Origin of the sequence: Brevibacterium limosum (genome assembly GCF_011617705.1) — a bacterium.
Classification (GTDB): Bacteria; Actinomycetota; Actinomycetes; order Actinomycetales; family Brevibacteriaceae; genus Brevibacterium; species Brevibacterium limosum.
In genome coordinates, this window is sequence record NZ_CP050154.1 from 1,285,838 (window position 1) to 1,308,476 (window position 22,639).

The 22,639-nt window shown below is 64.3% G+C and carries 23 protein-coding genes and 2 tRNA genes; 7 read left to right on the forward strand and 18 right to left on the reverse strand.

Features of this window, described 5'->3' with window-relative positions; all coding sequences use genetic code 11:
• Positions 1–398 precede the first annotated feature (398 nt).
• From GUY37_RS05755 to GUY37_RS05790, 8 genes are all read right to left on the reverse strand, one after another.
• The gene (locus tag GUY37_RS05755; RefSeq protein WP_166829400.1) at positions 399–1,592 is read right to left on the reverse strand and encodes an alcohol dehydrogenase catalytic domain-containing protein; all 1,194 of its coding nucleotides are present in this window, start codon (positions 1,590–1,592) and stop codon (positions 399–401) included.
• Between the two features lie 444 nt (positions 1,593–2,036).
• Positions 2,037–3,890 carry a Na+/H+ antiporter NhaA gene (gene nhaA, locus GUY37_RS05760; RefSeq protein WP_166823309.1) on the reverse strand — a complete coding sequence of 618 codons (1,854 nt, stop codon included), beginning with the start codon at positions 3,888–3,890 and terminating at the stop codon, positions 2,037–2,039.
• Between the two features lie 284 nt (positions 3,891–4,174).
• Positions 4,175–4,247 (reverse strand) — tRNA-Lys (locus tag GUY37_RS05765).
• 139 nt (positions 4,248–4,386) lie between these two features.
• The gene (locus tag GUY37_RS05770) at positions 4,387–4,707 is read right to left on the reverse strand and encodes a GroES family chaperonin (protein ID WP_135808739.1); all 321 of its coding nucleotides are present in this window, start codon (positions 4,705–4,707) and stop codon (positions 4,387–4,389) included.
• Positions 4,700–4,984, reverse strand: coding sequence for a DUF3618 domain-containing protein (locus GUY37_RS05775; RefSeq protein ID WP_166823312.1), 285 nt, complete (start codon positions 4,982–4,984; stop codon positions 4,700–4,702). The genes GUY37_RS05770 and GUY37_RS05775 overlap by 8 nt, the downstream gene beginning before the upstream one ends.
• 96 nt (positions 4,985–5,080) lie before the next feature.
• Positions 5,081–5,803, reverse strand: a complete 723-nt coding sequence (locus GUY37_RS05780; protein WP_166823315.1) for an ASCH domain-containing protein — start codon at positions 5,801–5,803, stop codon at positions 5,081–5,083.
• Positions 5,804–5,809: 6 nt separating this feature from the next.
• Positions 5,810–7,450, reverse strand: a complete 1,641-nt coding sequence (locus tag GUY37_RS05785; RefSeq protein ID WP_166823318.1) for a hypothetical protein — start codon at positions 7,448–7,450, stop codon at positions 5,810–5,812.
• A gap of 202 nt (positions 7,451–7,652) precedes the next feature.
• Positions 7,653–9,242 carry a hypothetical protein gene (locus GUY37_RS05790; protein ID WP_166823321.1) on the reverse strand — a complete coding sequence of 530 codons (1,590 nt, stop codon included), beginning with the start codon at positions 9,240–9,242 and terminating at the stop codon, positions 7,653–7,655.
• A 223-nt stretch (positions 9,243–9,465) separates the two neighbouring features.
• Here GUY37_RS05790 and GUY37_RS05795 point away from each other — a divergent pair.
• The 4 genes from GUY37_RS05795 (at position 9,466) to GUY37_RS18995 (ending at position 11,878) form a co-directional block, all read left to right on the forward strand.
• Positions 9,466–9,538: transfer RNA gene (locus tag GUY37_RS05795), tRNA-His, on the forward strand.
• A gap of 131 nt (positions 9,539–9,669) precedes the next feature.
• Positions 9,670–10,521: a ribokinase gene (locus GUY37_RS05800; protein WP_166823324.1), complete on the forward strand. Its 852-nt coding sequence runs from the start codon at positions 9,670–9,672 to the stop codon at positions 10,519–10,521.
• Between the two features lie 48 nt (positions 10,522–10,569).
• Entirely contained in the window at positions 10,570–11,493 is a 924-nt protein-coding gene (locus tag GUY37_RS05805; protein ID WP_166823327.1) for a dihydrodipicolinate synthase family protein, read from the forward strand.
• Between the two features lie 94 nt (positions 11,494–11,587).
• Positions 11,588–11,878 (forward strand): hypothetical protein, encoded by a 291-nt coding sequence (locus tag GUY37_RS18995; protein WP_208094776.1) that lies wholly within the window; start codon positions 11,588–11,590, stop codon positions 11,876–11,878.
• Here GUY37_RS18995 and GUY37_RS05815 read toward each other — a convergent pair.
• On the reverse strand, positions 11,806–12,621 hold the full coding sequence (locus GUY37_RS05815) for a siderophore-interacting protein (RefSeq protein WP_166823329.1): 816 nt from the start codon (positions 12,619–12,621) through the stop codon (positions 11,806–11,808). The genes GUY37_RS18995 and GUY37_RS05815 overlap by 73 nt on opposite strands.
• A 109-nt stretch (positions 12,622–12,730) precedes the next feature.
• Positions 12,731–14,062: a glutaminase gene (locus tag GUY37_RS05820; RefSeq protein ID WP_166823332.1), complete on the reverse strand. Its 1,332-nt coding sequence runs from the start codon at positions 14,060–14,062 to the stop codon at positions 12,731–12,733.
• Between the two features lie 93 nt (positions 14,063–14,155).
• Between GUY37_RS05820 and GUY37_RS05825 the strand changes: the two genes are divergently transcribed.
• Genes GUY37_RS05825 through GUY37_RS05835 form a run of 3 tightly spaced genes read left to right on the forward strand, consistent with a single transcriptional unit; the run spans position 14,156 to position 14,990 of the window.
• Complete coding sequence (locus GUY37_RS05825) at positions 14,156–14,485, forward strand: hypothetical protein (RefSeq protein ID WP_166823335.1); 330 nt, start codon at positions 14,156–14,158, stop codon at positions 14,483–14,485.
• Positions 14,482–14,742, forward strand: a complete 261-nt coding sequence (locus GUY37_RS05830; protein ID WP_166823338.1) for a hypothetical protein — start codon at positions 14,482–14,484, stop codon at positions 14,740–14,742. The genes GUY37_RS05825 and GUY37_RS05830 overlap by 4 nt, the downstream gene beginning before the upstream one ends.
• A gap of 5 nt (positions 14,743–14,747) precedes the next feature.
• Positions 14,748–14,990 (forward strand): hypothetical protein, encoded by a 243-nt coding sequence (locus tag GUY37_RS05835; protein ID WP_166823341.1) that lies wholly within the window; start codon positions 14,748–14,750, stop codon positions 14,988–14,990.
• Positions 14,991–15,063: 73 nt separating this feature from the next.
• Here GUY37_RS05835 and GUY37_RS05840 read toward each other — a convergent pair whose 3' ends face one another.
• The 8 genes from GUY37_RS05840 to GUY37_RS05870 form a co-directional block, all read right to left on the reverse strand.
• Positions 15,064–15,402, reverse strand: coding sequence for an antitoxin (locus GUY37_RS05840; RefSeq protein WP_166823344.1), 339 nt, complete (start codon positions 15,400–15,402; stop codon positions 15,064–15,066).
• A 139-nt stretch (positions 15,403–15,541) separates the two neighbouring features.
• Entirely contained in the window at positions 15,542–16,849 is a 1,308-nt protein-coding gene (gene nhaA / locus GUY37_RS05845; protein WP_407645394.1) for a Na+/H+ antiporter NhaA, read from the reverse strand.
• Between the two features lie 142 nt (positions 16,850–16,991).
• A complete protein-coding gene (locus tag GUY37_RS19125) occupies positions 16,992–17,144 on the reverse strand; it encodes a hypothetical protein (protein WP_193627385.1) in 153 nt (50 codons plus the stop codon).
• 108 nt (positions 17,145–17,252) lie between these two features.
• Complete coding sequence (locus GUY37_RS05850; protein WP_166823351.1) at positions 17,253–18,497, reverse strand: M20 family metallo-hydrolase; 1,245 nt, start codon at positions 18,495–18,497, stop codon at positions 17,253–17,255.
• Positions 18,498–18,572: 75 nt separating this feature from the next.
• The gene (locus GUY37_RS05855) at positions 18,573–19,307 is read right to left on the reverse strand and encodes an LmeA family phospholipid-binding protein (RefSeq protein ID WP_166823354.1); all 735 of its coding nucleotides are present in this window, start codon (positions 19,305–19,307) and stop codon (positions 18,573–18,575) included.
• Between the two features lie 73 nt (positions 19,308–19,380).
• Complete coding sequence (locus tag GUY37_RS05860; protein ID WP_166823357.1) at positions 19,381–20,097, reverse strand: LutC/YkgG family protein; 717 nt, start codon at positions 20,095–20,097, stop codon at positions 19,381–19,383.
• Positions 20,094–21,617, reverse strand: a complete 1,524-nt coding sequence (locus tag GUY37_RS05865) for a lactate utilization protein B (RefSeq protein WP_228278386.1) — start codon at positions 21,615–21,617, stop codon at positions 20,094–20,096. Before GUY37_RS05865 ends, GUY37_RS05860 begins: the two co-directional genes overlap by 4 nt.
• Positions 21,614–22,609, reverse strand: a complete 996-nt coding sequence (locus GUY37_RS05870; protein WP_166829406.1) for a (Fe-S)-binding protein — start codon at positions 22,607–22,609, stop codon at positions 21,614–21,616. Before GUY37_RS05870 ends, GUY37_RS05865 begins: the two co-directional genes overlap by 4 nt.
• Positions 22,610–22,639 lie beyond the last annotated feature (30 nt).

Genomic DNA, 22,639 nt, shown 5'->3' on the forward strand with positions numbered 1-22,639 from the left:
GGGTTCGTGAGTGCTATTGAACCGGATTCGATGACACCTCGAGCTGCGAATAGCGGTCGTTCTGAGGAGTCAGCTTGGACGCGCCTTTGAGCTTAGATGAGAAGGGGCCGTTGGAGACACCAAGGTAAGCCTGCTTACGAGTGTGCTGCCAGTAGTCTGGAGCATCACTCCTTGAGCTCTTCAGAGTTGACCAGCTGGCCGATTGAAATCTGGCGGGTGGCAGAGTTAGCTCGCTAAGGTCACGACACCACCTAGCTTCGCGCGAAGACGTGTCAATCGATGTGAAGACAGACTGATCGGACAGTTAGTGCAGTTCGGGTGCCACCAAAGGCAGCACCCGAACCCGTTCTCTGATGTCGTTAAATGAAGCTTGCAGTCCTTCTGGAGGGTGGATCAGGTCAGGCTGGAATGAGCCCGTGCGGATCGATGATGAACTTGTCCGAAGCACCCTTATCAAAGGTTGCGTAGGCGTCTGGAGCATCGTCGAGACTGATGATCTTCGTGTTGAGCATGTCGCTGAGGTACGGCATGCGGTCCCAGAGAATGGCCATCATCAACTCGCGGTTGTAGTGCATGATCGGTGCCTGGCCGCCCGAGATTCGAGGTGACTTGATCCATGCTTTTCCGAAGTCGAGTGGGAAAGTTCCTTCCTGCTCTGCTTTCGACTCTGCAAGCGGATCGGGTCCGTAGACTCCGATAATGCCGGTGGCTCCGCCAGGTCGGGTAGCGTCCATGACTTGATTGATCGCGTGCGCGGGATCCATATCTCCGGCCTCACGACCGATTCCATGTGCTTCCGAGCCCACGTAGTCCACCGCACAATCCACCATGGGCTCGCCTAGAATAGCTTCGATCTGATCGGTCAGAGGAACATCCTCGTTGAGGTCAATGGTCTCGCAGCCGTTCTGTTTCATCAGATCGAGGCGGTCCTTGTGGTAGTCGCCGACAATGATGCATGACGCTCCGAGGAGGCGAGCTGCCGCTGCCCCGCAACGGCCGACAGGTCCTGCACCGGCAATATAGACTGTCGAGCCTGGCTTGGCGCCGGCCTCCATGAGTCCGTGGAATGCAGTGGGAAGAATGTCTGACAAGAGGGCCAAGTCGCGGATCTTCTCCATGGCCTGGTCCTTGTCTGGGAAGCGGAGCAGCTGAAAGTCGGCATAGGGCACAAACAGGTATTCCGCCTGTCCACCTTGCCAATTGCCGAGGTTGAACCCGTAGGCTGCGCAGGCGACATCTGGATTCGTAGTCTCGCAGATTTCCGTCCTGCGCGCCCGGCAATTGCGACACCGGCCGCAGGCGACATTGAACGGCACCGAGACGAGATCGCCTTCCTTGAGGAAAGTGACGTCGGATCCGAGCTCAACTACCTGGCCTGTCATTTCATGTCCCATGACCATGCCTTGGGGCACTGGGAAAGAGCCACGGTAGATGTGGAGGTCGCTTCCGCAGATATTCGTAGCGACGATTTTCAGTATGACACCGTGCGGTGCTTTTGCTCCGTCGGGCATCTCCAGTTTTGGGAAGTCGAGATTTTCGACCTGCATGTCTTGTGGATTAGCGAACACTACTGCGCGATTGCCATCAGCCATGATTTTCGTGTCCTTCCATAGGATGGTCATCCAGCTTTCTGCTGGAACTTGCATGCGAAAGCGTTTATTTTTCGCCTGCTGGTTCAGCCTAGTTGAATCGCCCCAGGGATAATAGAGGCAGGGAGATTGGAGGAAGGAGATTCTCTCTTGCCAGTGAAATACGCCGACGAGCTCAAGGATCGTGCCGTCGAGCGCGTCGTCCGTGCCGAGGCCGATCTGGACGTCGCAAACGGGGCAAACACGCAATACGTGGTCGTGGCCTGGTGCAACAAGACCCGACTGCACCCAGCGACAGGGTGCCGCCCGCCACTCGAGGTCCATTCGGAGTGGATCAACCAGTCCGCGACAGAACCCGCGGCTGCCAAGGAGACCAGAATAGGAGCCTCTGTGAAACCCGCGGCTTGACAGGCCTCGGTAGTAGTCGCCGACCCCCTCACCATCCTTTCAGCGGGGTGCCTCCTGGGTACGTGTGCCGCGCCTCCTCGCTTCGAGCGCCGCAGTCAACGTCCGGGCGTCATAGTCGCCCAACAGGCGCCGACCTTCGACAAAGAACGTTGGGGTGGCATGAGCACCGCTGGCCTCGGCACTCACGAGGTCGCGGTTGACTCGTTGCGCGACATCCTCGCTGTCCATGTCTTGGATGAAGCGATCGACGTTCAGCCCGAGCTCTTCCGCATAGGCAAGGAGATGCTCCCGCTCGAGCGCGTCCTGGTGTGTGAATACGAAATCGAGCCATCGCCAGAACTCGCCTTGGTTTGCAGCTGCTTCAGACGCTTTTGCAGCCAATGGTCCGTGTGGGTGGTGGGGAAGATGCCGCACTACGTAACGAAGATCGTCGCCGAATTGCGCGCGCAGGTCCTCCCAGGAGCCAGTGGCGTGTGCACAGTACTCGCACTCGAAGTCGATATATTCGACCAGAGTCAGCTTGGCGTCCTGCGGGCCGCGAATGTGATCGACTTCGGGATCGACCGTAGGATCGAGCACCATGGGCAGATCTGCAGTCTCCTCACCCCACCGCTTGGCAGCGATCTTGAAAATCAACCAGCCCAGGGCAACGGCGAGCACCATGGAGACCAGGACACCCACAGTCGCCTGTCTCCCGAGATCAGTTGTCGAGCCGAAGGCAAGTCCGATGACGAGCAGAGAGACGGTGAACCCGATGCCTGAAAGCGCTGCACCGCCGAAGACGCTGCCCATTCCCACCCCTTCTGGCGGTCGGCCAAGGCCCATCCGGACTGCCAGCAGAGTGGCAAAGCCGATTCCAAGAAGCTTACCGAGTACGAGGCCAGCAATGACTCCCCAGGTCACGGATGAGCCGAGGGAATCAGCGAGCAATCCACCTCTGAGGTCGACGCCGGCATTGGCGAGTGCGAAGATCGGCACGACAAGCAGCGCAGTGGGCCAGCGAAGGACTTCGTGCATTCTCTCGTTCACCGAGATCCCCCGTGCTAGGCCGCGGTTGACACCGCGCGCCGAGGCGGCGCTGGGCGACTGCCAGAAGTCACGGAAAAGCTGGCGGGCAGCAACTACCTCGTGGCGCTGGGTAGGGTAGGCAGGGATGAGCAGCCCGGCTATCATGCCCGCGAGTGAAGCATGAACCCCGGAAGAGACAGTGGCGAACCACAGAACAATCACAATGATCACATAAGGCCCCGTAATCCACTGTCGTGAACGGCCAAGCGCCCACAAGCCGATGAGGCAGGCTAGAGCGATCAACAAGGGGACAAACTTGATCTCATCGCTATAGACAATGCCAATGATCGATACTGCCAGGAAGTCATCGACCACTGTCAGGGTGAGGAGGAAGACACGCAACTGACCTGACAGTCGTGGACCCACTATTGCCAAAGCGCCGAGCATGAACGCTGTATCCGTTCCGACGACAGCACCCCATCCGCCAAGTCCTCTACCGCCGGACAAGCTGACGACAAACGCATACACGAGAGCCGGGAGAGCGACGCCTGCGACGCCAGCTATCAAAGCGAGTTGAGCACGACTTCGATCGCGCAAAGATCCGTGCGCGAACTCCTGCCGCACCTCTAGTCCGACAACAAAGAAGAAGATCACCATGAGTCCGTCGTTGATCCAGTGGTGCAGAGTCATATGCATGCCCACGGGACCGACATCGAAGCCGACCTCCTGATGCCAGAGCGCGAAATAGCTTTCAGATAACGGCGAGTTCGCCCACGCAAGCGCCAATACTGTGACCAGCGCCAGAAACATCGCCGATCCGGACTCTGTTCGTAGACTGCGTACGATTTGACCGAGACCTGGCTTACGGTCAGCGAAGTTCTGCATGGAGGCAGTCTATCTTCACTTGCTGTTGTATCTTCATGCCGAGGCACCCGAGGACCAGTGGTCGTTCGGTACTCCCTGGGCCTGGCTATCATCGCGTGGCGCCCCGAAGGTGGCGAAACTCGAGATGGGCTGGGAGGAGACGATCGGCTTCTCAGGGACCGAAAGCAGTGTCGAGGCTGACACGTCCAGTCCAGACCCACATCTTGGCCTACACGATCTCTTCGCAGGAAAGAGAACAGAAAACCGCCACCCGGATGATCCGAATGGCGGTTGTCAGTGTGCTGTGCACCCCCCGGGACTTGAACCCGGAACCCACTGATTAAGAGTCAGTTGCTCTGCCAATTGAGCTAGAGGTGCGTGCCGCGCATCCCGCGCAACGAGAATTAATATTACTCAGGTGTCTGCCGATCATGCAAACCGAGATCGGCCCATATTTGATTTTGTGATGAAGGTCGCAAGCCCCAGGTCAGATACCCGATCAGACAGCGGCCAGTCCCTACAGATACATGCCGGAACTGGACTGCTCGGCCGGTTCGGAGATCGCGTGGACGTCGCGCTCACGCAGGAGCACATACGCCCGTCCCTCGAGCTCCACCTCGGCGAGTTCCTCGGGATCGTAGAGGACGGTGTCGCCGAGGTTGGCCTGCCTCACGTGCGGGCCCGCGGCGACGACCTTGCCCCACACGAGCCGTCTGCCCATGCTGGCGGTGGCGGGGATGACGATGCCCGCCGAGGATTTGCGTTCCCCGGCTTCCTCGCTGGGTTCGAGCAGAATCCGGTCATGGAGCATCCGGATCGGAAGTGCGGCATCAGCCACGCTTGCGACCGGAGAGCCCGACGACGAGGGCGGCCACACCGAGGACGGCGCCGGCGCCGAGTGCGAGGATCTCGGGCTTGGGGGAGCCGTCTTCCTCGACTACCTCGGACTTCGCCTTGTTGACGGCGCGGGTCGCGAGCACCTTCGGGTGGATGCGACCGACGAGCTCGTCGATGTTCTCGGCGATGCGCTCCTCGCGCAGACGGATCGACTCCGCGAGCTGTGCGGTTGTCGCCTGGTCGACGGTCACATCTGAGGTGTAGACGTTGTCAGTCATCGGGTCGAGTCCTCCCGGTCGATAATGCAATCCTGCGTCTGTGACCTTGTGCCACAGTGCTTCGCTGTCCAGCTTAGCGGCTGGGCACTGCGAGTGTCAGATATCGGCCGCGGTTCGACGGAATCTTACGATCTCGACGCTCGCATCCGCGGGCATGGTCGGGTAGTGGCCGCGGAGATTGCCGATATACCGGTCGAGCGCGCCCGGGCGAGTGAGGTCGAGATCCTCCGCCCCCAGTTCGTCGAGTCGTTTCACCATCACCGAGGAGACTTCCACCGGGAGGGTGCCATGCTCGGTGTTCTCGAAGTACGCCAGGGCCGGACCTGTACGGTGCGATTCGTTCCACCGCACCGTCAGCGTCTTCGTCCCGTCCGTGACCGCGTCGAAGTAGCGGGCGTGGAATCTCAGCAGCCGCGTCGGTGCTGACTCCGGATGCCGATAGGAGTGGGGGAGCAGCGCGGGGATCGGGACGATCGACCGCTGGCCTGTGATGTCGTCTGGAACTGCGACGAGCGCATCGGGATGGAGGTCGAGGATTACCTGACGGCAGCGTCCGCACGGGGCCAGCAATCCGCGGCTGTGGTCGCCGACCGCGGCGAAGGTGACCAGCGGGCCGGCGTTCGCGGCCGCGGCGGCACCGATCACGACGACTTCCGCGCAGGGCCCGCCGGTGAAATGGTGGACGTTGACGCCGGTGTGTATGGCTCCGGTGGTGTCCATCGCGGCTGCGGCGACGGTGTGGTTCTCATCGGTTCCGAGCCCGCGGGCGTGTTCCTCGGCGGCGGCGATCACGCGCAGTTCGGAGTCGAAGAGGTCCATAGGGCCTCAATCCTGTTTTCCGCGGCGTCCCATGATGTAGATGATAAACCCGACCGCGGCCATGCCTGAGGCGGCGAGGACGAAGATGGGCCAGGAGCTGACGATCGTGGAGATGATGGATTCGCCGAATGAGGTCGCCGGATTCTGATTGGCCCGTGGGGACGGCTGATCCCCGCCCGTGATGAGGTCCGTGTCGTCTTTGGGTGTCTGCTCATCGGGGTTGCGCGGCACCGGATCCGAATAGTCGGGACGTTCACTGTCCTCGTCATCCCCGGGCAGCCATTCGTCACCGGCGTTGCCGGGGATGGTCTCGCGTTCATCGGGGGATCCGTTGCCGTTCGCAGGGTCCGGTGTGGTGCCGTCGGCGTCGGAGGCGCCGATCGGTGATCCGGAACCGTCTTTGTCCGAATCCTTCTCTTCGTCCTCGTCGGAATCCGAGTCGGAGCCTGAGCTGTCGGAATCGCTGCTGCGTGAGCCGTCGGAACCTGAACCGGTGTCGGCGTCAGATTCCCTGTCGTCGGAGTCTTTGTCACCGGACGTGTTCGCACGGTCCTTTGTGCCCGAGTCCGAGGAGGTTCCGCCGTCGGTCGAGCTGGTGCTGTCGTCAGAGTTGTCGCTGTCCGATTTCGTCCCGTCCTTGTCGGCTTCGCGGTCGTCATCGGAGTTGTCGTCGGAGGTGGCCCCGTCCTTGCTGGCGGTCTTGTCCCCGCTCGTGTCGCTGTCGGAGCCGTCAGCCGCGGTCACACCATCGGCGGATGAGGAAGAGCCGTTGTCCGCCGTTCCGTTGTCGTTACCGGTCTTCGAACCATCTTTTGTGGAGCCGTCCGTCTCGCCGTCAGCGTCGGCCCCGTCGCCAGTGTCCGGGTACTGCTCACCTTCAGCGACGATTTGGCCCGCATCGTTGACCGTGAAAGTCCATGCCGGATCCGGGCCAGAAGGAGCGAACTCTTCAAAGTTCATCGGTTTGGTCTGACCCTCGGCAACGATCTGACCCTCTTCATTGAAGTGATATTCCGTAGGTGCTGCTTCAGCGGTGGCTTCGGCAAAGGACTGTCCGCTGTCGTCGGTATCCGCATCGTTCGCGGTCGATCCGGCGGCGGCATCGTCGTCGGACGACTGAGCGGGAATGCGTTTCATTGCCTGTTCCGGAGCTTTGAAAGACTTCCCGACCCAGCTATTTGGCAGGGTGCCTTTACCTTTTTCCTGATCATTCTCTGGAACAGACAGCTGATTGCCGATCATTTTCCAATCGGCTGTGAGTTCACCCCCAATCTCGCATGGTTCATCCGAGGTCCACTCCTGATCCTTGCAGGCCTTGTCGCCGTCTTCATCAGGGTTGTCGTCGTCCTTACCTTCGACCTCGGTCACGCCGTTGTCGGCGCTGCTCGAATCGGCCACGTCCTTGCTGTCTGATGTCGAACCAGCATCATCGCCGGAAGCGGAAGCGGAATCGGCCCCGGCGGAAGTATTCGCGTCAGCAGTGCTGCCGGCATCCTCCGCGTCGGCGGTCGAACTGGCTTCGGCCGTGGGAGTGGGACTCGGCTGGGCGACTGCGGGAGTGAACGTCGCCGAGAGAGGAAGTGCGGCCAGGGCAAGCGCAGCGCCGATTGCGGCGGCTCTGCGGCTGAACCGGTGTGAGACTGGCACTACGTTCCTTCGCGGTGGGGATTCCGACTTTATTGGGTCAAGGGGACATGACGTTCAGACACATCGGTGCCCATCTTAATGTCTCGACCAGATGTGTTAAAGCCGCTGGCGTGTTTCGCCGTGGCGCGGGATCCATGACCGAGCGGCGGTTCGCAACCGGCGCCCGGCGGCGGGAGGCCCCTCCACAGAGCTAACGATCCTGCTAGCGATCCTGCTTGTCCGACTTCTTCGGATACGCCCGAACGGTCGAGTCGTCGCCGAGCACCAGTGCCTCGTTGCCGTCGTCGATGACCGCCAGCAGATCGGTGTCGGTCTTGAACGCTTGTTTGCCGGCGAGCAGACACGAGGTGTTCGTGTCCATCGTGCAGGGGACGATGGATCCGCGCGGTTCGGAGAGGTGGATGTCACGGCTGGAGACGTCCATCAGCAGCAGACCCGACTCCAGATCGAAGAGATACGGACCGATGTAGGCGCGTTTTCCGGCCTGTCCGCGCACCCAGGACTTCTCACCGACGATGTCGGTCGTCGTCGTCACGGTCGACAGGATCGAACCGTCCTCGAGGGAGTGGACGACAAGCTGGATCCTGTGGCCCGAGTTCGTCGAGGCGCCCTGCTCGCCCCACAGTGTGATCGCCTTGCCGTGGCCGGCCGAGATCCAGTCGATGATCTTCAGTTCGTCGCCGGGGCTTTCGAGCTTGATGCTGCGCTCGTCGCCGGTCTTGATGTTCTTCGCCTTGACCGGGCCGTTCCAGTCGGAGCTGTAGAGCTCATCGTCATCGATGGCCATCGGCGTCGAACCGGCCTGCGGGGTGGGCACGTCTTCCAGTCCCTCGGCCCCGAAGGTCGAGAGCTTGTTGCCCGACTTGATGAGCACACTCTTGCCGGCCGAGGTGATGCGTGCCTTCTCCGGCAGCTCGTAGCTCTTGGGCTTCGAGTCTCCGTCGAAGAGCGCCTCGGCGGTGTTGCCTGACTGCCACAGCAGGGCCGGACGGCCGTCGATGACGGTGTCGACGGCGAAGGTCGGGGACTCATCGATCTTGGCCTTGTACCGAGACTTGCCGGTGTCCGCGTCGAGGACCTCGAGACGGTTGTCGTTGACGAGGAGGACGCCGCGATCGGAGGCCGTCACCGAGGCGCGCTTGGGCACCTCGGTCTCCCAAGCGGGGGAGTTGTCGTAGCTGGGCACAACGTCCCGAGTCTTGTCGACGGAGAGTTCGGACGCGGGGTTGATCTGCTGTTCCGAACCGATGGTCTGCGGGGTATCGGGGGAGTCGACCGGGACGATGTTGGGAACAACGAATGCGCCGATCATGAGGATCGCCAGACCGATGAGCACAAGCCCCGGAATGGTGATCTTCTTCAGTCGCTGCGGGCGGCTGCGAGCCGACCGTCTTCGCACCGGTGTCTTCTTCACCGTCGGCGCGGCTGGTGCGGCCGGTCCCGAGAAAGGGGTGCCCATCGGGTAGCTGTCGCCGTTCGAGTTCGAGGTGTCGTCCTGCTCGACCGCCTCAGCCGAACCATTCGCGGACGAAGCAGTGGTTGAGTCGTCCGCGGCCGCCTCGGTGCCGGTGTCATGTGTGGGGGCGGTCCCGACCTTCCCGTTCTCGTCGATGCCGATCTCGGTCTTCTTCGTCCCGTCGTCGATCGTCACGGTCAGGGGAGTCGCGGTCTCCTTGGCATAATCGCCGAGGAATGAGATGGCCTGCCCGGTGTCCGAATAGCGACTCGTCGCCCCGTTGAGGGTGGTGTAGGTGAACCCGTCTTCGGAGACGGAGATCAACGCACGAGGCATGTACAGGGTTCCTTGGGAGTCGTGGACAGGGCCGAGTCAATACTAATGAATGACGAGGAGCGCTCCTACCAGTTTTCCGAAACCGTTATAGATCTCTACTGAATCGTTGCACGCAATGAGATCTGCGTCTCATCGGGCCCGGGATGCGGTTCTGGTTTGCCCGGGTGAAGCGGGTGAGGTTAGGATATATATTGCTGTCTGCACCTGAGGTGCAGCGCATGTGGTGGGTATAGCTCAGCTGGTAGAGCGCCGCGTTGTGGTCGCGGATGTCGCGGGTTCAAGTCCCGTTACTCACCCCGACCAGAAGCCCCGTGATCTGTATAAACGGATCGCGGGGCTTCTCCCGTTCCCGCGACCAGCCGTACCTGATCGTTCCTGATCGTCCATAGTCGCCTTCGCTCCGACCCCGATCGTCGATAATGGGGCCATGACCATCGACTGCTCCCTGACGGTCGTCGGCAGCATCAACGCCGACATCACCGCCACCACCTCCCGACTTCCGATCGCCGGTGAGACCGTGGGAGGCGGCCGGCTCACCCGTTCGCCCGGCGGAAAGGGCGCGAATCAGGCCGCCGCTGCCGCCCGCCTCGGTGCGCGGACCCGCATGATCGGTGCGGTCGGTCGCGACTCCGACGGCCAGGCGATGCTCCATGCCCTCCGCACCGCCGGAGTCCGGGTCGATGACATCGCCGAGGCGACCGCCGAGACCGGGACCGCGCTCATCATGGTCGACGCCGCCGGAGAGAATCAGATCGCCGTGTGCGAAGGCGCGAATGCCGAGGTCAGCCTCGCCGGAATCGAATTCGGCGCCGACGAGGCCGTACTCACTCAGCTCGAGATCTCCCTCGACCTCATTGCCGAGCTCGCCGCGCGCGTTCCCGGGTTCCTCGCCGTCAACGCGGCTCCCGCCCTTCCTCTGCCCGCCGAGGTGGTCGACCGCGCCGATCTCATCATCGTCAACGAGTACGAATACTCCCAGCTGCCGCAGCTGAAGACCGCGAAGCTCGTGGCCGTCACCTATGGGGCGGAGGGGTCGGCGCTGCTGAAGAACGGTGAGCAGATCGCCTTCGCCGAGGCGGTGCGAGCGAACCCCGTGAGCACCGTCGGTGCCGGAGACGCCTACTGCGCTGCCCTGACCATCGGTCTGACCAGCGGACTCGAGCCGGAACGCGCACTGCGGGCGGCCAACGCCGTAGGCGCGGCGACCGTGGAGGTCACCTCGGCCCAACCGGAGTTCGATCCGCTTGAGACCTACCTGTCCGCTGACCTGGCAGACTGAACATCGGCGGACCCATCGACTGCCGCCATCCGAGGAGGAGGAGGAGCATTGACGAACGCCCACGCGTACGACCCGACCCTGTTCACCGGACTGAGTGCCTTCCCGCTCACCCCGCTGACAGGCGAAACCCTCGACGAGGATGCCTTCGTCGGTCTCATCGATCGCCTCGTCCTGGCCGGCGTCGACTCGATCACGGCGCTGGGATCGACCGGTTCCTACGCTTACCTCGACACCGACGAGCGGGCACGCGTGGCGCAGCTGACTGTCGAATCAGCTCTCGACATCCCCGTCCTCCTCGGAGTCGGGGCGCTGCGGACACGAGACGTACTGGCCAACGTCGCCTCCGCCGAGGCCGCCGGAGCCCAGGGACTGCTGCTGGCCCCTGTGAGCTATCAGCCGCTGACCGACGACGAGGTGTTCGGCCTCTTCCGCACGGTCACCGAGTCCACCGACCTGCCCGTCGTCGTCTACGACAACCCCGGCACCACACACTTCACGTTCACCACCGAGCTCTACTCACGTGTGGCCGCACTCGAGGGAGTGGCCTCGATCAAGATTCCCGGGTCCCCGGCCTCGCCCGGCGGATGGGATGAGCGCATCGGTGAGATCCGCGCAGCCATCGGCAGTCAGGTGACGATCGGCATCTCCGGCGACGCCCATGGCGCAGAGGGCCTCATCGCCGGCTGCGATGCCTGGTACACGGCCGTCGGCGGCACAATACCCGAGCCGCTGCTCGAGATCACCCGGGCCGCAGAACTCGGCAATGCGCAGCTGGCCCGTGAACTCTCGGCCGAGCTGCAGCCGCTGTGGGATCTGTTCACCGAGTTCGGCGGAAGCCTGCGCGTGAGTGCCGCCATCGCCGAACACCTCGGTCTCGTCGGGCCGGCAAGTCTGCCCCTGCCGGTCCGTGACCTCGATGAAGCGGCGAAGCGCAAGGTCGCCGAGGTGGCCGAGGGCCTCGACCTGGCCTGACCTGCACTCCGGTGCCGGGTGAACGAGCCCACTGTCCGCGAAGACGCTCACCGCCTCGGCGGCCGCCGAGGCGGCCGCGCCGTCGGAGACGGATGTGCACACCGCAGACTTCCACGAGTTCGAGGACGGCGGTGCGAAGACGATGCGCGAGGATGTGCGGGTCTTCGGTACCACGCCTGAACAGGACCTGCCGATCTCACGCAATCTCGAACCCGAAGACATCACCGTCGCCGGCGAGGCGCCGCCGGAGCTGACTTCGCGTCGACCGCCCACCTCAGCACCTGAGGCCCTGCTCAGAGGCGGCGCTGCGTCTCAGTCGATCTGGCCGATGGGTTCGCGTTTCTCGGCCTGGAACTGGTCCTCGGCGCGACCGCGGGCCCAGTAGGCCGAGATCGACAGTGACTCGCGAGGCACTTCGCGGTCCTTGAGAATCCTGCGGATCGCCTTGATCGTCTCGCGCTCGCCGTGTGCGAAGACCTGCGGAGTGCCGGAATGCCACTCAAGATCCTCGACTGCGGCGATGAGCTCGTCGTCCGAGTCCACCCATTTCACCTCGATGCCTGCGGGCACCTCGGGCAGAACGCGATCGGCCTCATCGGTGACACAGGCCAGGACGACACCGGCGGCCCCGGCCGGCATGGCTTCGAGGGCGGAGCTCACGGCGGGGATCGCGGAGTGGTCGGCGATGAGCAGGTGCCAGTCGGCGTCGGCAGGGGCGTACTTGCCTCCGGCACCGGAGAGGACGAGCGTGTCTCCGGGCTGTGCATTCTTCGCCCAGGGGCCGGCGATCCCGTCATCGTCGTGGATGACGAAGTCGATGGTCAGCCACTTCTCGTCCAGGTCGATCTCACGCACCGTGTAGGTGCGGCGGCTCGGCAGCTTCTCGGGGGACTGCTCACGCAGCTCCGTCAGGTCATAGGGCGGAATGAGCTCATGAGCCGGATCGGCGAAGAGGAGTTTGACGTACTTGTCGGTCGCATCGTTCGAGGCGATGTTGTCGAACGTGTCGCCGCCGAGGCGGATCCGCACCAGATGCGGGCTGACCTCGGTCGTCTCCAGGACGGTGAGGATCGCCTGCTGGCGGGCGGGTCGTGCGGTGCGCTCGGGGGTGTTGGGTGCGGTCGTCACAGGCGGCCTTTCTCAGACGGGGTGCCCCTGAGAGCTCACGGTCGGCCGAGCCGCCCCGGCGCAGGGGTTAGGCTCACCTTATCAAACCTTGTTCGGCGGCCGAGGTCCGTCAACTCAGACGGTCGGCCATCTCCCGGCGACGATCGTCGCGGATGCGTTTGAGCCCCTTGACCGATCTGAGCGAATCGAGGATCTGCACGCCCGGCAGAGCGGAGTTCGGTCCCTTGCACTGCATCATGTCCTCGGGATCGAGCAGCACCACGCGGATCCCGTCGTCCTCCTTGCGCGACAGCGCTTCGGTGAGCATGCTCCGGGCCACGGAGTTGATTTCGTTGACGCGGCGCAGGTCGAGGACGAACGTGTTCGTGCTGGCGCCGGGCTCGTCCATGGCGCGCAGGACGTTCTCCGAACCGCTCCACTGGATGAGTCCCTGCAGGCTGCAGATGCGGACCATCTTGCCCTCCGCGTCGACGAAGCGACGGTCGCGGCGGATGATCGAGCGGGCCGGCTCAGGCGCATCCATGATGTGCAGGCTCAACCTGTCGGACAGGTCCTGGAAGATCTTCGCTCCGCGGACGCTCGTGCCGTGCCTGTCCAAGCGCGGTGAGAACGTGGCGATGCCGACCTGACCGGGCATGACACCGAAGACACCACCGGAGACGCCGCTCTTGGCGGGGATCCCGATCTCTGTCATCCAGTCGCCTGCCGCGTCGTACATGCCGCACGTCATCATGACTGCGAGCACCTGCCGATTGACCCGGGCAGAGAGCACCTGTTCACCGGTCAGCGGGTTGACGCCGCCGCCGGCCAGGGTCGAGGCCATGATGGCGAGGTCCTTGACGGTGACGGTGACCGCGCACTGTTCGATATAGCCGCGGACCACCTCGTCGGGGTCGTCGTAGAAGATGTCGTAGGACCGGAGCATGTTCGCAATGGCGACATTGCGGTAGGCCTCACGCCATTCGCCATCGGCCACCGATTCGTCGATCGTCAGCTCTCGGCCGGCGAAGCGGGAGAGACCGGCGCGCACGATCTCCGTGCGTTCTGCCAGTCCTGCACCGGGGTCGCCGAGGACGGAGTGGATCGTCATGGCCCCGGCGTTGATCATCGGGTTGAGCGGGCGGCCCGACTTCTTGTCCAGGGAGAGCTCGTTGAACTTCTCACCGCTGGGTTCGACGCCGACCTTCTCGAGGACTCCGGACAGGCCTTCCTGTTCGAGGGCGAGGCCGTAGATGAAGGGCTTCGACATCGACTGGATCGAGAACTCATGATCGGCATCGCCGGAGGTGTATTCGACGCCGTCGAGGGTGGAGATGCAGATCGCGAGCTTCTCCGGATCCGCTGTGGCGAGATCCGGGATGTAGTCCGCATTCTCCCCGGACCGATCCGGTCGGAAACGGTCGAGCGTCTCATCGAGGAAATCCGGGATGGGCGATCGCATGGCACCTCCTGCTGAAGTCGGGGTCGGTCGGCACAGCGCGGCTTGACGCAGACTGCCATTCTCACACACTCTCCCGCCGTCCGCCGTCCTTCGATGACGGAGCTGACTGCCCCGGTCCCGTCGCTGCTCCTCCTCATCGGCATCGCATTCACCGCCGTCGTCGTCATCGGCGTGGTTGTGACCGCGTTCGTGCTCCGATATGCACCGCCCGGGCCGGTGACCGACAGACTGTCCGAGCAAGCGCTCACCCCGGAAGAGATCATCACCGAGGTGGCCCCGCACAAAGACGGCACCAAGCAGATCCGCCAAAGGCTGTTCTTCGAGACCCCACCCGACGATGGAGGCCCGGTGGGACGAAGGGCTTCGACCATCCGGCTGCGCGTTTCAGGTTCAGCCCGAAGGATTCTTCAGGCGCGGCCGTGAGGTGGAGTGAAGGTCGTCATGTCATCGAACTCGAATACGTCCTCGATGAGGTGTTCATGACTGTGGCCGGCAACGTCGGCTTCGAACTCGGAGATGGCTGCGGCGCTGCAGAATTCGCACAAGCCGACGAGGGCGATGGCCGCCGCGGGCGCATCGTCCGGCGCAAGTCCTATACCGACAACCGCGAAATCATCGCGTTCACCCCTCCTGCGGGGATGACTGCATCCCCGATCCACCCATATGAAAGGCAGCGGTGAATGAGATGAAGCGACGATTCGGACGCCGCCGCGACCGCGGAGACCTGGTCATCGACTCCGAGGCACCGATCACTGCCGTCGACTGTGAGGTCTTCGCTCCGCGTGGCGAGCCGTGCGGAGCGAAGAAAGGAGACACCTGGACGGTGGCGGGCGAGGACCTGCTGCACGATTACGCTGTCATCGACGCCGTGCGGATCACGATCGACGCCGATCCGAAATCCGTGCCTGCACCAGACATCGATTCCTGAGCGCCGCCGAACAGAGATCGAGCCCCTGCCGAATTCGACAGTGGCTCGATCAGCTGAAGCAGAAGATCAGTGTTCAGCGGTGTCCGGCAGATCCATTGTCGCCGTCGAAGCCGTTGTCGCCACGATCGCCTTCGCGGACATCGTCTCCGTGCATATCGTTCCCGCGATCATCGTCACCGCGGTCTGTGCCGCCGGGCTGATCACGGTCGTTGCCGATTGCGTTGTCGGCGGCATCCCGGGCCTTCTTGATCTTGTCGGAGTGTTTGCCTCCGGTCAGGGAGTCGGCGACACCGGCGGCCTTGTCGAGGACCGAGTCGGTGACTTGTTCGGCCTTGTCCGAATTGAGCTTGTCCTTGACCTTGGGATCATTGGCGAGGTTCTTGGCCTTGTCGAGGAATTTGTCGAATGCCATGGCACGGTCCTTCTCACTTGGTCGAATGCTCTGTCGATGCTGGTCGTGGGGATGGACAGGGACGCTTCGCATCCTAGTGGGGCTGTCTGTGACGGAACTGGCAATCGCTCGATTCGGATCCGCTCGTCACCGAGCTCCTTCACGCCTGAGACTCGCGACGGTGGTGGGCATTCCGGAGGGTGAGGATGAACGCGGCGATCGCGGCAGAGAGCAGCGAGGCGCTGAGAACGGCGACCTTCGCAACATCGTGCTCGACGGAACCGGCGGCGAAGCTGAGTTCGGCAACGAGGAGCGAGACGGTGAACCCGATGCCTGCGAGCAGCCCGATGCCGGTGAGGTCGGCCCACCGCAGGCTGGGATCCAAACCTGCGGTGAATCGGGTGGCCAACCACGTAGAGGCGAGGATGCCGAGCGGTTTGCCCACGATCAGTGCGGCCATGATCCCGTAGGTCAGGGGATGGGTGAACGCGGCGGCCAGACCGTGAGACCCTCCGATGTCGACACCGGCGGCGAAGAAGGCGAAGACAGGGACGGCGAAACCGGCTGACAGCGGTCGTATACGGTGCTCGAGCGCCTCGGCGAGGTCGATTCCGGACCCGTTCTCACCCTGGCTGGAGGGCCCGAGGCCGGCATCGGTCGTGCGGTTCGAAGCACGGCCGACCACTGCGGGGATCGTGAAGCCCAGCAGCACTCCGGCGATGGTCGCATGGACACCGGAGGCGTGCATGAGCGCCCAGGCGGCGAGTCCGAGGGGGAGCAGGACGACCCATGCGGCCCAGGCCCGGTCGACGAAGAATCGACGGAAGCGGTTCGCGATGAGCCCGTAGACGATGACGACGCCGAGCGCCGCTGCGAGGGGGAGGGCCGCGATGGTCTCGGTGTAGAAGATCGCGATGATGGTGATCGCCAGCAGGTCGTCGACCGCAGCCAGGGTCAGCAGGAAGAGGCGCAGCGCCTTCGGCAGGTGGGACCCGACGATCGCGAGGACGGCGACGGCGAAGGCGATGTCGGTCGCGGTGGGGATGGCCCAGCCGCGCAGCAGGTCGGGGCGGGTGAGCAGGAAGGCCGCGCAGATGAGGGCCGGGACGAGGACCCCGCCGGCCGCCGCAGCGATCGGGACGACGGCGGTGCGGAGCCGACGCAGGTCGCCGCGGGTGAATTCGGCCTTGAGCTCGATGCCGACGAGGAAGAAGAAGACGGCGAGCAGCCCGTCGGCGGCCCATTGCCCGATGCTCAGACGCAGATGCCAGGGCTCATAGCCGAGTTCGATGTCGCGGATCGCGAAGTATTCGGCCGATGCCGGTGAGTTAGCCCAGATCAGGGCGGCAGCGGCGGCGAGGAGGAGCAGTGCGCCGCCGACGGTGTCGCGGCGGAGCGCCTGGAACAGTTGCTGTCCCGGGGAGTTCGATGAGGCAGATCGTGAGGCAGTTGCAGCAGTGGTGGTCACAGTGGTCCCGTTCGTGGTCGGAGGAGAAGAGAGTTCGACCCGAAGAATGGATGCGCAGACAGTGCTCAGTTCGTCGAAACTGAGCGTACGTGCGTGACTCGAGCGGACGTCGCCGGCTCGGCCGATGAGATCTGTCGGAGAATCACACCAGGGGTCGGAGCGGAAGATCTCCGCGCCCGAACGGCTGTGTGCCCGACTGCATCTCGCCCCAGGAGGTGATGTAGCCGTTAGTGCCCGAGTGCGGGAGAACCCACACCTTCGGGCGGAAGACGGCATCCGGAGCTGACTGTGACATTGCGGACAGTCTACCTCAGCGGATCGGGAAGCTGCCGGACTTCACCGCGCAGCCGCCCATCCCGCCGAAGAGGCCGAAGATCATGTTCGCGGCCCCTTGGCCCCGGGATCAGCCGCGACCGCGCCTGTCTATGCGCAGCACAGTCTCGAGCAGGACCGAGATGCCCGGCATGATGTCGGCGAAGTCGGTGAATTCCTCCGGGCAGTGGCTGCGTCCGTCGACCGAGGGTACGAAGACCATGCCGACCTGGGTCTTCGCAGCGATGATGCCGGCATCGTGGCCGGCTCCGGAGAACATCGTGGCGCGCGTGAGTCCGAATTCGTCGGCCACCTCCGTGATGGTGGAGGTGATCGGCTCGTGCAGGGGGACCGGCGCATCATCGGTGGTCCATTCGACCTCCACCTCGACTCCGCGCTTCTCGGCTTCGGTGCCTGCCGCCGCGGTCAGGCGCCGTTGGGCCTCGTTGAGCCAGGAGCCGTCGGGGCCGCGGAACTCGCCTTCGAGGCCGGCGATCTGCGAGACCACGTTGACGGCTTCCGGAGTGAAGCGGATCTGTCCGCAGGTGCCGCGTGTGTTCGTGCCCGATTCGGCGATCGACTCCACTGCGAGCACCGTCCCGGCGGCGGCGCAGCCGGCATCGGCGCGGACGTCCATCGGCGTGGTGCCGGCGTGATCCTGACGACCGGTGAACAGGGCCCGGAAATGGTTGATTCCGGTGATGGTCTCGACAACGCCGATCTGCCGACCGGCCCGTTCGAGTTCGGGTCCCTGCTCGATGTGGAGTTCGAGGAATGCGGTCACCGGTGAGAAGTCGTAGGCGGCCGTGAGGAATTCCTCGGGATCGATGCGTGAGTTCGGCAGCGCCTCGGCGAGGCTGCGACCTGTGGGATCCGTCAGCGCCAAGAAGCTTCGGTCGACCTGGCCGGTCATCGCGCGGGAGCCGACGCAGAAGAGACCGAAGTCGTTGGGCTCCTCGTTGAAGAACACGACGACCACCAGATCGTGATCGACACGGATGCCGTTCTCCCGGATGAGCCGCACGACCTCGATCGCGCCGAGCACCCCGACGATCCCGTCGAAGCGCCCTCCGCCGTCGACGGTGTCGGTGTGGGACCCGAGCATGATCTGGCGACCGCCGAGGCGGCCGGGCAGGACCCCGATGACATTGCCGGCACCGTCGACGCGGGTGTCCATCCCGGCCCGCTGCATGAGTCTGCGGGCGAATTCCCGGCCCGAGACGTCGAATTCGCTCAGAGCGCGCCTGGTCCAGCCGGGACGGTCGGAGTCGGTCAGCGTCGACAGTTCGGTGAGTTCTGAGGCGACGCGTTCGCGTGCGGGAATGATCATGCTCATCATCGAGTCCTCTCTTCGGCAGATGCCGGGGCGTCCGCGCAGCCGAGCCGGCTGCGCAGGGTCGGCCGTGCCAGCCTATTCCAGGCTCACCCCGGAACCGTGGACACGGACCTGCAGCCCCGCCTCGGTGGCGGTGATGTCGGTGAGTTCGAGACCGGCAGGCAGGAAGTCGAGATCGATGACGATATCGGAGATCTCCGAGGTCAGGAACGCGGGCAGGCGGTCGAGGGAGAACTCCGCGGAGCCCAGCTTGATCGTCGTCGCGTCGACCACGGCCCGGCGCCCTTCGGCCTTCGGATCGATGCCCACGAGCAGATCCTGGCCGAGCAGGGACCCCTTGAGGAAGAGCTCACCGTCGACGGTCGTGAATGACATCCCGTCCGGCAGGTCCGCATGCTCGGCGGCGAGCTCGTCGAGAGTCGTGTGGGGGAGCACCGCAGTGCCGTCGACGGTGCCGATCGGCTTCGACCCGCTGGTCGGAACGTCATAGAGCTTCGCGTCGACATCGGTGAAGTCGACACCCTCGTAGCTCGCCTCGGCGGCGGTGACATGCACCGAGTCGAGCTCCCCGGACGCCAGCTGCGTGAGGATGGGGAAGCCTTCGACGGAGACCTCGGCCTCACCGTAGTCGGAGAGTCCATCGGCGATGCGCTGCTCCGTGGTGTAGTCGACGATGCGATCGGCCGCGATCACTCCGACGATGAGCGTGAGGACGATGACGACCGCGGAGACGATGATCGTCGTCCGGCGGCTGCGACGACGTGGCCGGTCATCCGGCTGCGGGTATTGAAGAGTCTGGGCCGTGGTCATGGGCACCATTGTTCCGCACTCGCCGATCCGTTCGCATTCGCCGTCCTGGCAGAGCTGGAATCCGGCGCTGCGCTCATCCGCCGAGGATGATGACGTCGAGGGTGCGCGGACCGTGCACTCCCTCGACCCGGCTGAGTTCGATATCGCTCGTGGCCGAGGGCCCGGAGATGAACGTCAGCGGCGCGTGCGCGTCGAGGCGGGCGATCCCCTCGGGGACGATGTCGACGATGTCGTCGACCCGGACGATGCACACGTGATGGTCGGGCACCAGCGTGATCGCCCGCCGCCCGCATGTCGGGGATCCGTCGAGGACGATCGTCCCGGTCTGTGCGATCGCCACCGCCGAGGCGGTCACCACCGCCCCCTGAGCATCGAGTTCGTCGACTGTGAGCTCCTCACCCGGGGCATCGACCCGCACGTCCCCCGAGAAGCCGTCCAGCCAGGTCTCATCGAGACCGCGGGGAACGACGACCGAGGAATGGTCGCCGATGAGGCCGACGATCGTCTCCGCGGGATCGCCGGAGGCACGGTGGACGTTGGCCTTGTAGTCGACGAGGCGGTCGATGAGGAGCTCGACGAGGTCCTCACCCGTGTGCGCACCCTCATGGTGGTAACCGGAGTCGGCGGCCGTGGCAGTGTCGTTCGCGGCCCCACCGGACTCCGCGCGTGCCGTGCCGCCGGTGCCCGGTACCGCCGTCCGCGGATTCGAGGACACGTACTCCCCGCCGCCGCGGCGACCGAGGGCCTCGCTGATGCGGGCGAGGATCTCCTCGCGGGCGGCGTCGGTCATCGCTGTCCCTCCTCGTCGCGTTTGTCTGCTTCCTCTTCGGCCCACAGCTGTCGGAAGCTCTTCTCGGGCAGGGCCGGGATGTCCCGGCTCGAGGTCCAGGCGCCAGCGATTCCGGGCAGGGCGTCGATCTGCTCACCGCCGGTGACCTTGTGCGCGAGAGGCAGTCCCTTCTCCGCCGCGGCCATCCGCTTCCCGTCGCCCATCATCCACGACGCACCGGTGAGGGCGGCATCGAGCTGGGAGGACACGGGGGAGTGGTTGGCTTTGACATCTTCGCCCCGCAGGTGGACGAGGATCTCCGGAATGTTGATCTTCACCGGGCATACGTCGTAGCAGGCGCCGCACAGGCTCGAGGCATAGGGCAGCGAACCATTGCCCTCCTCCTCGACTCCGGTGAGCAGCGGGGAGACGATCGCCCCGATCGGTCCCGGGTAGGTCGAGCCGTAAGCGTGCCCGCCGGTGCGTTCGTAGACGGGGCACACGTTCATGCACGCAGAGCAGCGGATGCAGTTGAGCGCGGTGCGGCCATGCTCGTCGGCCAGTGCTCGGGTGCGCCCGTTGTCGAGGAGGACGAGGTGGACGTTCTGCGGGCCGTCGCCGTCGGACTTCCCCGTCCAGAACGAGGTGTACGGGTTCATCCGCTCACCCGTGGACGACCGCGGCAGCAGCTGCAGGAACACCTCGAGATCGGCGAAGCGGGGCAGCAGCTTCTCAATCCCCATCACGGTGATGAGCGTCTCCGGCAGGGTCAGGCACATGCGCCCGTTGCCCTCGGACTCCACCACACCGAGGGTGCCGGTCTCGGCGATGCCGAAGTTCGCTCCGGAGATCGCGACCTTCGTGGTGAGGAATTTGTGGCGCAGATGCCGGCGGGCCGCCTCGGCGAGGACGGCCGGTTCGTTCGTCAGCTCCCCGGCATCGGGCATCTTGTCCATGAAGATCTCACGGATCTCATCCCGGTTGCGGTGGATGGCGGGGACGAGGATATGGCTGGGCTTGTCATCGCCGAGCTGGACGATGAGTTCGGCCAGATCCGTCTCGAACGCATCGATGCCTTCGGTCTCGAGATGTTCGTTGAGCCCGATCTCCTGAGTGGCCATCGACTTGACCTTGATGACCTCGCGGCGACCGTTGTCGAGGACCGGGGCATTGTCTTCGACGAGTTCAGTGACGATGGCATTGGCCTCATCGGCGTCCCGGGCCCAGTGGATGATGCCGCCGGCGGCGGTGAACGCCTCTTCGAACTGTGCGAGGTATTCGGGCAGGTTCGCCATCACCTCGTTCTTCGTGGCCTCACCGGCATCGCGCAGTCCCTCCCAGTCGTCGAGTTCGGAGACGACCTCGGCCCGCTTCGACCGGATCGTCGAGGTGGCATGGCCGATGTTGTTGCGCAGCTGCTGGTTCGACAGATGCTCATGGGCGACGGTCGGGAAGTCTTCGGCTTCGACGACATTGCCCTGCCCGCCGGGCAGATCGCTGCGTCGCTTCGACGGCAGCAGCGGCATTCCCAGAAAAGTCATCGCAGGCTCCCTCCGCTCACTTCTGCTCCTTCGCTCGGCACCCGCAGCGGGTCCTCCTTCGTCGAGGCGAGGATCCGGGCGAGGTGGACCGCGGCCTGACCGACGCGGAACCCCGACTGGGACCGGCTCGGTTCGGCCGGTGAGGTGCCCTGATCGCCCGGGGTGAGATGGTCGTCGTCGACGGCTCCGACGACGGTCGTCAGCGTCTCCGTCGTCCGGCCCCGGTCATCGGTCGAGCTCGTCTCCTTGACGTGGACGGCGGTGACGTCCGGGGCGCCGTCGAAGCGGCCGGTGCGTTCGAAGCGGGACATTCCGCCGCCGATGTGCAGCAGGCAGGAGGCGTCACCGCCGGTGCAGACATCGGCCCTTGTGGCTTGGACGGTGCGGACCTTGTCGGCGAGCATCGCCGACGACGTCTCCGGATTCTTCACGGAGAAGGTGCCTCCGAAACCGCAGCAGGAATCGGCCAGCGGCAGTTCGATGAAATCGATGCCCTCGACGGACCTGACCAGGGACGACTGCCGATCACCGAGGCGCAGCAGCCGCATCCCGTGGCACGAGGGGTGGAAGGTCACTCGGTGCGGGAAGTACGAGCCGAGATCGGCTGCGGCATCCGTTACGCCTTCGACGTCGGTGAGGAACTGGGTGAGCTCGTAGGTGCGGTCGGCCACCTCGGCGGCCTCGGAAGCCAGGGCATCGTTGCCCATCCGCGTCGCGACCATCGGCTGCTGGTGGCCGAGTGAGGCCACGCAGGAGGCGGACGGGGCGACGGCGACATCCCATTCGGTGCTCGTGAAGGCGCGGACATGGTTGGCGATGACCGGTTCGGCCTGCGCGAACTTGCCGGAGTTGATGTGCATCTGCCCGCAGCAGGATTGGCCCTCGGGGAAGATCACCTGGTGTCCGAGTCGGCGCAGAATCCTCACGGTTGCCTGCGCAACCTCGGGATACATCGCATCGACGATGCAGGTGGCGAACAGTGCGATCCTCATCTGACCTCCAAGCCGGACGCTGTGCAAATG